The sequence below is a fragment of the Tenuifilum sp. genome (genome assembly GCF_037481895.1).
GTDB classification, from domain to species: Bacteria; Bacteroidota; Bacteroidia; order Bacteroidales; family Tenuifilaceae; genus Tenuifilum; species Tenuifilum osseticum.
This window is the reverse complement of the sequence record NZ_JBBFKU010000019.1, coordinates 50,155-62,655: the sequence shown is the minus strand read 5'-3', so window position 1 is coordinate 62,655 and position 12,501 is coordinate 50,155. Positions and strand designations below refer to the sequence as shown.

Genomic DNA, 12,501 nt, shown 5'->3' with positions numbered 1-12,501 from the left:
AAACATTTTGTATGGCAAACCGTGTTACGCTCTACCATATTGCCCAGCATGTCGGGGTGTCAAAGACTTTAGTATCGCTGGTGCTGAACGGGAAAGCCCAGCAGTACGGTATTTCGAAACAAACCTGCGATAAGGTTTTTGCAGCGGTTAAGGAGTTGAACTATAGGCCAAACCGAACCGCCCGTAGCCTGCGCACCGGGAAAACCGAAACCGTTGGGCTGATTGTGTCCGATATCTCAAATGCTTTTTATGCACAAATGGCCCGCATGTTCGAGGACTTGGCCTCTGCGCAGGGGTATAGCGTTATCATTTGCAGCACCGATGAGGAGGTTGAAAAGGAGCAGCGGCTAATTACCATGCTACGCAACCGTCAGGTCGATGGGCTTGTGGTGTCAACGTCGCAGCGTGAGGTAGAGTGGTTAAAGGCTGTTTACGACAGCGGTACACCGCTGGTGCTTATCGATAGGCATTTGGGTAGCGGCACGCTACCCGCCGTTGTGGCCGATAACTGGTCAGGGGGCGCCATGCTTGCCCATCACCTGGTGGAGCAGGGGTATAAAAATCCCCTCGTGCTGGGACTGTCCACAAGTCACATTTCCTCGGTGGCTGAACGTATCGATGGTTTTTTGGGTGTGTTCAAGGAACACAATTTGCCATGCTTGGTTCGCGAGGTGGGGTTCAACACCATCCAGACCGATGTGGATGAGCTACTGTTAAACGTAAAGTCGCTTCCTTTTATGCCCGATTGCCTGTTTGCAGTAAATAACAACATAGCCACCGCTGTGCTGCACTCGCTGGCTGCTACCAATGTCAAAATTCCCAGCGATATGGCAGTGGTTTGCTTCGACGATTTGCCTTACTTCGCCTTTATCAGCCCCACAATTACCGCCATTGAGCAACCTGTTGCCCAGATGTGCAGTAGGGCATTTGAGCTGTTAAGCCAGCTAATGGATGGGGAAAACTTTTCGAGCCATGAGGTGCTAAGGCTTCCTGTAAAGCTTAACGTTCGCCAATCATCACAGAAAAAATCAAAATAGTATATCAAACTAAAATCGCACCGTATGAACCGTAAAACATTTGCCATTTTGCTTGCCTTCCTGTGTATGGGTTTTGGCGATGCAGTAGGTCCCTTTGTGGGATTAGCCAAGGAGCAGTTTGCTTTATCGAACTTTGAGGCGCAGCTTATTGCCTTCATGGGATTTATTATGTTTGGGCTTTTATCGGTACCCATGGGTTTGGTTCAGGACCGAACCGGTAAAAAGTTTGTTTTGATGCTGGGTCTTTCCATTGCGTTGGTTGGCCTTGTTCTCCCGCTTTTTGGGCTAAGTAGCTATGCACTTTTTCTGCTAACCATCCTGCTGCTTGGTGCGGGTGCCGCAATACTGCAGGTTGCCGGTAATCCTATTATGCGCGATGTTTCCGAGCCCGGAAAATACTCACGAAACCTGAGTTTTGGGCAATTCATTAAGGCTATCGGCTCGCTTTCCGGTTCGCTTATTCCCTTTGCAGCTGCCAAGTGGATGGGAATGGACTGGAAGGTACTTTTCCCAATTTATGTGGCATCGCTTTTAATCACCCTTATAATTATTGCTTTAACCCGTATACAGGAGGTTAAGGCCGACAAGGAGCCTGCTACTCTTGCTAGTTGCTTTAGCTTGCTTTCAAACAGGTTTGTTCTACTTATGGTATTAGGAATTTTTGTTTACGTTGGTATTGAGATATGCTTGAGTTCAGGAGTTCCTATCTTGCTCAGCTCACATTACGGCATCGATTTAAAGACCTGGGGCTTGCTGGGTAATGCATTTTTCTTCATTGCCATTCTAACCGGTAGGTTTTTGGGCTCAGTAATACTATCATGGGTAAAACCCCAAAGTTTCTTTCGCGTGACCGTTGCCCTATCGGTATTAGGTCTTTTGTTGATTTTTGTTGATAATCAGGTTGTAACCCTGGCCGGTGTGTTTATCACAGGTCTTGGTTTTGCCAATATTTTCCCGTTGATATTCTCAATTACAGTCGATTCCATGCCTGAGCGTGCCAATGAGATATCGGGGCTTATGGTAACCGCCATTGCTGGTGGCGCTTTTATTCCACCGCTTATGGGTCTGCTTGCCGATGCAACCAGCGTTAGGTTTGGGTTTATTGTTCCCTTAGCTGGTATTGCGTTCATTGCGCTGCTCACCATGGTTAAACCTAAAACACAATCGTAATGGACTATAGGAACGATAATCGCGTGGTGCTTACGCTCGATGCTGGCGGTACAAACTTTGTGTTCAGCGCCATTAGAGGCATGGAGCGTATTGGCGAAACCATTACGCTTCCGAGCAATGGCGATAATCTCGATAAATGCCTTTCAGGCATTATCGATGGCTTTAGCAGTTTGATGAATGGTTTAACGGAAAAGCCTGTAGCTATCAGTTTTGCATTCCCCGGCCCGGCCGATTATCCCAATGGTATAATTGGCGATTTGGGCAACCTACCTGCTTTTCGTGGTGGTGTAGCCTTGGGGCCCATGCTTGAGGATAGGTTTCATCTACCCGTTTTTATCAATAACGATGGCGATTTGTTTGCTTACGGCGAGGCCATTGCCGGATTTTTACCGTTTGTGAACCAACTGCTAGCCCAGGGTGGAAGCAATAAGCGCTACCGCCATTTGCTGGGTATTACTTTGGGTACCGGATTTGGAGCAGGGCTTGTGGTTGATGGAAATCTATTCATTGGCGATAATTCGGCTGGCGCCGAGATTTGGTTAGTCCGTAACGCCATCGACCCCGACTGCTTTGCCGAGGAGGGTGCAAGTATAAGGGCAGTTCAGCGCGTTTACCATTCATACAGTAAGCATAATCATGGCAAACCGCTAACACCAAAGGATATCTACGAGGTACTTGAAGGTAAGCAGGAGGGCGACATGGTGGCTGCACGATTAGCCTTTCAAACCCTTGGTGTTGTGGTGGGCGATGCCATAGCCAACGCAGTTACCCTGACCGACTCGTTAGTAGTTATTGGCGGTGGACTTGCCAACGCATGGAAGTATTTTGCCCCTGCCATGCTCAGCCAGCTCAACGGAACTATTTCCCGCACCGATGGAACAAGGGTCGATAGGCTTGAAGTTAAGGCGTTCGATATTGAGGATGAAGTGCAGCGAGCCAGGTTCCTGTCGGGTCAGCAGCAGCGGGTAAGCGTTCCCTTTTCAAATCGTATGGTTGAGTACGACCCAATGAAACGGATTGGTGTAGGTTTATCGCGCCTTGGCACAAGCCATGCGGTGGCTGTTGGGGCCTACGCTTATGCACTTGGTATGATTGATAAAAAGCGTTGATGCTTCTTGTCGCCCAAGTGAAGCGAATGATCTCACTTTCAGAATAATGATGAGATGTTTAACTTTAAACTATGGCGGTACAGAACGCACAAAATGGCTGGGGATAAGTAGTTTCTTATGCTCTTACAATCAACGAACAACTATCAACGAACAACTTCACTTGTCATCCCGAGCGTAGTCGAGGGATCTCATCAAAGGACTGAAAAGAAAAGGACATAGAGATGCTTCGGCGAGCTCAGCATGACAAGGGAATAAGGGTTACTGAAAACACTATAAAAGGTGAAAAAGGCTATATCGGTTCTGGTTTTATGGGTGATGGCTTTTGCTGCCTTGCCGCAGCAAGAGTTTCCGCTCAATGGACAGTGGCAATTCAGGAGGACAAACTCCAGTGATGGTTGGCTGCCTGCAACCGTTCCTGGGGCAGTTCACACCGACCTTCACTCCAATGGCATGATTGGCAATCCATACCTTGGCTGTAACAATATGCACCTGGCTTGGATTGATAGTACCGATTGGGAATACCGCAAAATCTTTGCCTTGCCTAAAACCTTTAGCACGACCATGGATGTTGAGCTCGTGTTTGAAGGGATTGATACCTACGCCGATGTTTACCTGAACGGAGTAAAAGTACTTACAGCCGATAACATGTTCAGGCGGTGGGTGGTTCCTTGCTCAAAGTTCCTTAGGAAAGGGCAAAATGAGCTAAGGGTAGTTTTTCGTTCGGCGGTTCGGATGGTTGACAGCATTGCCGGGCGTGGGAGTTACAGGTTGCCTGGCGGCGAATGGGCCTATGTCCGTAAGGCTGCTTACCATTTTGGTTGGGACTGGGGCCCCCGATTCGTTACCTGTGGTATATGGAAACCGGTTTACTTTAGGGTAGTTCCCAAAGTGCGAGTCTCAAACCTGTCAATATCAACAATTTCTGTTAGCAATCAAAAAGCCTTAATGGCTATCGATTTCGATATAGATGGTGATACCAAGGCCCCAATGAGGCTAACAGTAACCGATGTTCATACTGACAAGATTTACCTTGATACAGCCATGCAGTTTAAAAGCCATGAGGTAGGCGCACGATTTTATATTGATAACCCCAAACTCTGGTGGCCAAACGGTATGGGAGAGCAGTATCTAAATCGATTTAGAGTGCAATTTTTTGAAGATAGAAAGTTGATTTACGATAAAGTACATGATGTGGGAATTAGAACCGTAAGGTTGATATCGGAGCCCGATAGTTCTGGGCAATCGTTTTACTTTTTGGTAAACGGCTTGCCGATGTTTGCCAAGGGGGCAAACCTTATCCCGCCCGACTTCTTTGTGCATAGCATTGCGGATTCGGTTTGGGTGCAAAAGGTTGATTTTGCTGCCCAGAGTAATTTTAACATGCTGAGGGTTTGGGGTGGAGGCGTTTATGCACCCGATGCCTTTATGGAGGAGTGCACCCGTAAGGGCATTCTGGTTTGGCACGACTTTATGTTTGCCTGTTCAATGTATCCTTACAGTTCTGCTTTCCTTGCCAATGTAAAGGAGGAAGCTGTTGAACAGGTAAAGCGACTGCGCAAGCACACAAGCCTTGGGTTATGGTGTGGCAACAATGAGGTGGACGAGGGGTGGCATAATTGGGGCTGGCAAAAGCAGCTAAGCGAATATACTGGAGCAGCCGATTCGGTATGGAACGGTTACGTTCAGCTGTTCCACCATCTTTTGCCTGAGGTTGTTAAGCGTTACGATTCCACCAGAAGCTACTGGCCATCGTCGCCCATGTTTGGCTGGGGAAGAGCTGAAAGCACCACGCATGGCGATTCCCACTACTGGGGTGTTTGGTGGGGTAGGGAACCTTTTGAGCGATACGCTCAAAGAATACCACGCTTTATGAGTGAGTATGGATTTCAGGGAGCCCCTTCGGAAGAAACTCTACGAATGTTTAACGACCGGAATAACCTGCCCGACTCGGCGCAACTGCTTTGCCACCAGAAACATCCGGTAGGCTATCAAACCATTAACGAGTACATGGAACGCGAGGGGCTTAAACCCAACGATTTGCTGGAGTGGATGGACTATAGTCAATTGGTTCAGGCCCAGGGTTACGCGCACGCCATTGAGGCGCATAGGTTGGCATCGCCCTACTGCATGGGTACGCTGTACTGGCAGCTGAACGACTGCTGGCCTGTGGTATCGTGGTCAGGTATCGATTATGCTGGGATGTGGAAACGGGTTCAGCACTACGTACAAAATCTCTATAAACCTGTTATTGCTGGTGCCCATTTAGAAGATACACTGGTTGTGGTAAAAGCCGTGTCCGATAGTATAAAGCCCATACAGGCAAGCATTTCCGCTAGAGTTTTTGACATCAATGGGAATGAATTAAATCAACTTAACCGGAACTTGACTTTACAACCTAATGTTGCTGTTGAGGTTGGTACAATGCCGCTTGCCAATGAACTAGTTGTACGCAACGATATCTACCTGAAATTAACTGTTAGCATCGATAATGAAACGCGCATTGAGAGCGTTTACTACTTCACTAGGTCGCCCCATAAGGATATTCTGGGTATGGGTATGGTTCAACGAATAAGAGAGATAAAAAGGTAAACATCGGAATAAATCATAAACCTAAATAGTATGAAACCACTGGTATTAGTAATGGTACTTATGCAGGCTTTAAGCCTTTGGGCGCAGAAAGGCCCTGCCTATTATGTAAACCCTTTCATTGGCACCGATTTTCACGGCCACACTTACCCCGGGGCTACGGTTCCCTTCGGAATGGTACAGCTAAGCCCCGATACCCGCTTAACGGGCTGGGATGGATGCTCAGGTTACCACTACTCCGATAGGGTTATTTACGGATTTTCGCACACACACCTGAGCGGTACCGGTGCATCGGACTATGGTGATATTCTGTTTGCACCAGTTATCGGGAAATCGCCCATTTTTGAGAATAGCAAGTACTCATCGCCATTTAACAAAAAGAATGAGCAGGCAAAGGCTGGCTACTACTCGGTATTCCTGGATAAATACAAGGTGAAGACTGAGCTAACTACAACGGCAAGGGTTGGGTTTCATAGGTACACCTATACCAAACCAAACGAACCAGCCATGGTCATTGACCTTTCACACCGCGATAAGGTGCTGGAGGCATGGTTTAAGGTTACGGGAAAAAACGAGCTTCGTGGCTACCGCCGTTCATCGCAGTGGGCTAAAGACCAAAAAATCTACTTTGTAGCCCGATTCTCGGAACCCTTTGCATTGGGCCCCAAGTTTACCGACGATAGTGGGGAAATGAATACCCTTAATAACGAGGATGGCACGGTTGAGGTTCATGGAACCAAGCTGAAAGCATGGGTACAGTTCCCAAGGTTGAAAAACAAAGTTTTACTGGTAAAGGTGGGTATATCCTTTGTTAGCGAGGAGGGCGCTCTCAAAAACCTTGAGGCCGAGGTTCCCGGCTGGGATTTTGATGGCGTTGTTGAGGCAGCCCGCATTAAGTGGAACGAGGAATTATCAAAAATTCAGGTTGACGGGGGTGCTCCCGAGGAGCTAACCACGTTTTACACAGCCATGTACCATGCCATGGTTGTTCCAAATATCTTTTCCGATGTGGATGGATTGTACCGCACCATGGATGGTAATGTTCGTTACGCCGATGGTTTTACACCCTACACCGTATTTTCCATCTGGGATACCTACCGTGCATGGCATCCGTTAATGACCATTATTGATACCAAACGCACATCCGATTACATCAATACGTTCCTATCGCACTTCCGCTATGGTGGTAGGCTTCCGGTGTGGGAGTTTGCAGCCAACGAAACCGACTGTATGATAGGCTACCACTCTGTCTCGGTAATTACCGATGCATGGATTAAGGGTATACGTGGTTTTGATGCCGAGTATGCCTTACAGGCCATGAAGCACAGCGCAAATCTTAATCACTTTGGATTGCAGTCTTATAAACGTTATGGTTTTATTCCTGGCGATATGGAGCACGAGTCGGTATCGAAAACACTTGAGTACGCTTACGACGATTGGTGCATTGCCCAAATGGCAAAAGGTTTGGGGAAGTATGATGATTACAACACATTTATCAAAAGGGCGCAATCGTACAAAAACCTATACGATCCCGATACCCGTTTAATGCGGCCACGCCTGAACGGAGGTTTTAAGCAGAAATTCAACCCTGCCGAGGTTGACCAGCATTTCACTGAGGCTAACAGCTGGCAGTACAGCTTCTATGTGCCACAAGATGTTACGGGTTTGATAAATCTGCATGGGGGAATGGATAAGTTCGAAGCAAAACTCGATGAGCTCTTTAATGCGCCCTCGCAGCTTGCCGGCCGAAATCAGGTTGATATAACAGGGTTAATAGGACAATACGCCCATGGTAATGAGCCAAGCCACCATATGGCATACCTGTACAACTATGTGGGTAAACCCTGGAAAACACAACAGCTTGTTAAACGGATTATGAAGGAGATGTATAGCCACAAGCCCGATGGTATCTGCGGCAACGAGGATTGCGGTCAGATGAGCGCTTGGTACATCATGAGCGCCATGGGTTTTTATCCGCTCTGCCCCGGTTCAACCCAGTATGCAATTGGTTCACCACTATTCCCAAAAATCACAATTAATCTTGAGAATGGTAAAAAATTTACGGTGATAGCCGAAAATCTTAACAACCAAAACATCTACATTCAAAAAGCTACTCTTAACGGGAATCCCATTACAAGAAGTTGGATTGACCACGCCGAGATAATGGCTGGTGGCGAACTGGTTTTAACTATGGCCAGTACACCAAGCGATACCTGGGGTACTCAGCCTGCTGATCTGCCCAGCACATCAATTAATGACAATCCAATAACAATTGCGCCATTTTTGGTTGCAGCATCTGATGTATTTACCGATACCTTAACAGTTTCCATAGTTTCGGTTCAGCCCGATGCTCAAATTTTCTACGTTGTTGAGCCGGTGGATAAACCCCTGCCTCAAACCAATTGGATTCAGGGCAATAAGGTAAACCTTACTGAAAGCCAAAAGATTCGCACCTTTGCTATTTTGCCCAATGGGCAAACAAGTGCCATTCTGGAAGGGGTATACAGAAAGGTAAACAGCATTGCCAATGTTCAGCTCAAATCAAAATACAGCTCACTCTATACGGCCGGTGGCGATTTGGGCTTGGTTGATGGGGTGAGAGGAAGCAAGAACTTTAGGATTGGCGGGTGGCAAGGCTATCAGGGGCAGGATTTTGAGGCCATTGTTGATTTGGGTGAGGTAAAGCCAGTAAAGCAACTTTCTGCAGGTTTTCTTCAGGATGCAAGTCCTTGGATAATGATGCCGCGCGAGGTAAGTTTTTCCGTATCGACCGATGGGCAAAACTATGTTGTGGTTGGGGCTGTAAAAAGCGATATACCTGAAAACCAGATGGAACCTACCATTAAGGACTTTACAGTTAATGTTGAAACAAAAGCCCGATTTGTAAAAGTGTTTGCAAAGGCATTTGGCCCTCTGCCTTCGTGGCACGAGAGTGCCGGCGAACCCTCGTGGCTTTTTATCGATGAAATTTCCATAAAGTAAAAGGCTATTAACATGCGCAAATTGTTGATGTTAGCCCTAGCGCTTACAGCGCTCCTGTCGTGCAGCAGGAATAGCGATGTTAACATTATACCAAAGCCAGTAACTATTAAACAGGCTGATGGCGATTTTACCATTAACAGCAAAACTTTAGTAAGAGCCGATAGCGCCGATAGCATTGCTCTTAATAATGCAATTTACCTTGTTGAGCTGCTGAACCAGAAAGGTGTAGGCTGTGCTTTTAATGCTGAAGTGGGAGTCGATTCCACGAATAGCATCGTTTTTACTAGAACCGGTTGCTCCGATAGTTTAGGTGCTGAGGGATACATGTTAAGCATTGGGCCCAAACATATCGTAATTAAAGCAAATGAGTCTGCTGGCTTTTTCTATGCCATACAAACCCTCAGGCAGTTGATGCCTGCCAATTTCGAGAAAAACGATTTTAGGCAAAAATCGGTAACAGTACCTTGTCTTAGTGTTATTGATAAACCGCGTTTCCCTTGGCGGGGGCTTAATCTTGACTGTTGTCGTCATTTTATGACTAAGGATTTTGTGAAGCGTTACATCGACCTGTTGGCATACCATAAAATGAACGTTCTGCACTGGCATCTCACCGAAGACCAAGGTTGGCGAATTGAGATAAAGAAGTATCCAAGGTTAACCGAGATTGGTGCTTGGCGAACCAATGCCGATGGAACGGTTTACGGGGGTTTCTACACCCAGGACGATATTCGCGAGGTGGTTTCATACGCCGCAAAACGCCATGTGATGGTTGTTCCAGAAATTGAAATGCCCGGGCATTCAGTAGCCGCTTTGGCGGCCTATCCCAACCTTTCGTGCACGGGAGAACCGTTAAAGGTTGAAACCAACTGGGGCGTTTTTAAGGATATTTACTGTGCCGGGAACGATTCTACCTTCATCTTTTTGCAGGACGTTCTTACTGAGGTTGTGGAGCTTTTCCCTTCGCCATACATCCACATTGGCGGCGATGAGGCGCCTAAGTATCGGTGGGAGAACTGCCCAAAATGTAAAGCAAGACTAAAAAGCGAGGGGTTGAGCAACTACGAGGAATTACAGCGTTACTTTATTAGCCGAATAGCAAAATTTTTGGAGGGCAAAGGCAAAACCATTATTGGCTGGGATGAGATACTGGAGGGGGGCAGGCCGCACAATGCTACGGTTCAGGCATGGCGTGGTATCGATAGGGCTACGGAAGCCCTAAGCGCCAACGCACCGGTTATTGTGTCGCCAACAAGCCATTGCTACTTCGATTATCCCATTGAGGTTACCAGCCTGCAAAAGGTTTACAGCTTTGACCCCGTACCCACGCAGGTGGATTCAGCAAAGGTTCCACTGGTTCTTGGTGGCGAGTGCAATATGTGGACTGAGTATGCCCCTCAGGAAACAGTCGATTCAAAGGTATTTCCACGTATGCTTGCCATTGCAGAGGTTTTGTGGACTTATCCCCGGGATCGCAACTATAACGAATTTCTTAACCGGGTTCGTAACCATTATCACCGATTAGAGGCATTGGGTGTAACCTACGGTTTTGAGCAATCGGCAGTTGAGTTTAAATCAAGTATAGGTGATGATAAAAAGTCCATTTCCGCTGAGCTCATTAAAGGGCAGGATAATCTTACTATACGATACACCACAAATGGCGATGAACCAACCGAGAGTAGCACACGCTACCGTAAACCAATTGAGTTAACCTCGTCAACTACCTTGAAGGCTGCTGCATTTAACAATGGCAATCGTGTAGGTGATGTTTTTGAACGATCATTTGCGGTATCGAAAAGTTTAGGTAAACCCATAGAGCTTGGTTTTGTTCCTGCCGAAAAGTATTTGGGTGGCAGTATGCAGGCTCTTGTTGATGGCCGGTTGGGAACACCCAAGTATAACGATGGCATTTGGCAAGCCGTTCAGGGACACGATATGTTAGCTACCATTGACCTTGGTGCAAATCAACCGATAAAAAATTTTTCAGTAGGTTTTTTACAAAACATTCCCTCATGGATATTCCTGCCAAACCGGGTAGATGTTTTCGTTTCAGCGGATAGTATATCCTTTGATCAAATTGCTCAAATGGATTGTCCTGAAAGCATAAAACGTCAACCTGTGCTGGTTTATAGGTTTAATACTTTTGTAGTAAATAATATCATGGGGCGTTACGTGCGTTTTGTAGCACATAATCCTGGCCCATGCCCTGAGTGGCATCCGGCATCGGGTTCGCCAACATGGCTTTTTGCCGATGAGATAGTGGTAGAATAAAAAAACCGGCATTTGCCGGTTTTTACTTTTTGACTGTGGGCTCAGCTACTCTTTTGGCCTTGATTTTCCCGGTTACTGTAAATGTTTTAGGATTTTCTCCTACGCTGGTGAACGTTCCGCTATAGGTAGCCTCAATAAAACCGCCAATGGGATCAATCTTGTCAATTGTTACATCAACATCCTGCGACTCAAGCCCAAAAACAATGTTGTTGTTTTTATAGAACATGATCATACCAGTAAAACTCGCAGTACCGGGTTGGTCATCCTCAAGCACAAAATAGTAGTGCGCCATTAACCCGTTACCAGCATCAACCATCTCAGTTTTTGGGTAAATGGTTGTGTAGTAGATTTGCGCAGTAGGATTATTTGTTCGGTATGTATAACCTTCTACCTCCATGGATGTCCCCATGTTAAATGTTGGGCTGGAGTAGGTTTTGCCATCAATGGTAACGCTTCCGCTTATGGTAACGGAGTTGTCGTAGTCGCCGCTCTCATCGTCTTCGCATGCAGCCATTCCAAATGCTAACATGCTAAGCAATAAAATGTATGATATTCTTTTCATAGTTTTGAATTTTAGTTCGTACCCTTAAATTTACAAATAATTTATTAATACTTACAACTCATTTTTTGACAAATAGTTTAAAAAATGGGATAAAAAAAGGGTGTCAGTATTTTACTGACACCCCGCTTTTAATCCAAGTATTCCACAAGTTTTATTATTGGGCTGTCTTGTTGTAAACCAAAGCAAAACCAAATCCTGCAAGTACATCGCTATATGGGTAAACCATTACAGAGACTTTAATCATAGGTTCTATTGAAAATTGGTTGTTCAGTCTTAACGATTTTGATAGTGCGCCCTGAACGCCAAAAAGGTAAGTATCTTCTCTGTTGTAGTTGTTGATTTGTACATTTTCATCGCTAACTGAAGCAACACCCCATCCTACATAATAGTTGTAATTAATTCCAAATGATAGGTTTATGATCTGGCTTGAGAATTTATACATTAATGGTACAACTAGGTACCTTTCATTTACATCAAAAATGTAAATATCGTTGTTAATACTAAATGCGCCATCGTTTTTCCTGATTTGGTAAAATAAACCGGTTTCAAACTGGCTGTGCTTACTTAACGGTATATTTAGTTTTAATCCAACTTCTGGTAATATTGATTCTAATTGAAAATTTGAGCTTAATTCAGCCCCAAATGATAAGTTCTGCGCATCACCCATCTTAAACATTGCCATGAGTGGAATGAATACCATTAATGCTTTCTTCATTATGTTAATTATTAGTTAGTTAAAAAATAGTTTTTTAAATAATATGTTTAACAAAGTTACAAAAATGTTTAA

At 45.7% G+C, this 12,501-nt stretch carries 8 protein-coding genes; 6 read left to right on the top strand and 2 right to left on the bottom strand.

Features of this window, described 5'->3' with window-relative positions:
• The 6 genes from WHS63_RS07480 to WHS63_RS07455 form a co-directional block, all read left to right on the top strand.
• A partial coding sequence (locus WHS63_RS07480) for a LacI family DNA-binding transcriptional regulator (protein ID WP_445204563.1) occupies positions 1–1,037 on the top strand: 1,037 nt, incomplete at its 5' end.
• Positions 1,038–1,061: 24 nt separating this feature from the next.
• The gene (locus WHS63_RS07475; RefSeq protein ID WP_445204562.1) at positions 1,062–2,207 is read left to right on the top strand and encodes an MFS transporter; all 1,146 of its coding nucleotides are present in this window, start codon (positions 1,062–1,064) and stop codon (positions 2,205–2,207) included.
• Complete coding sequence (locus WHS63_RS07470) at positions 2,207–3,316, top strand: ROK family protein (RefSeq protein WP_445204561.1); 1,110 nt, start codon at positions 2,207–2,209, stop codon at positions 3,314–3,316. The genes WHS63_RS07475 and WHS63_RS07470 overlap by 1 nt, the downstream gene beginning before the upstream one ends.
• A gap of 279 nt (positions 3,317–3,595) precedes the next feature.
• Entirely contained in the window at positions 3,596–5,905 is a 2,310-nt protein-coding gene (locus tag WHS63_RS07465; protein WP_445204560.1) for a beta-mannosidase, read from the top strand.
• Between the two features lie 30 nt (positions 5,906–5,935).
• Positions 5,936–8,884 (top strand): GH92 family glycosyl hydrolase, encoded by a 2,949-nt coding sequence (locus tag WHS63_RS07460; protein WP_445204559.1) that lies wholly within the window; start codon positions 5,936–5,938, stop codon positions 8,882–8,884.
• Between the two features lie 12 nt (positions 8,885–8,896).
• Positions 8,897–11,152, top strand: a complete 2,256-nt coding sequence (locus tag WHS63_RS07455; protein WP_445204558.1) for a beta-N-acetylhexosaminidase — start codon at positions 8,897–8,899, stop codon at positions 11,150–11,152.
• 22 nt (positions 11,153–11,174) lie between these two features.
• Here WHS63_RS07455 and WHS63_RS07450 read toward each other — a convergent pair whose 3' ends face one another.
• Positions 11,175–11,714 (bottom strand): hypothetical protein, encoded by a 540-nt coding sequence (locus WHS63_RS07450; protein WP_445204557.1) that lies wholly within the window; start codon positions 11,712–11,714, stop codon positions 11,175–11,177.
• Between the two features lie 154 nt (positions 11,715–11,868).
• A complete protein-coding gene (locus WHS63_RS07445; RefSeq protein ID WP_445204556.1) occupies positions 11,869–12,429 on the bottom strand; it encodes a hypothetical protein in 561 nt (186 codons plus the stop codon).
• Positions 12,430–12,501: the final 72 nt, after the last annotated feature.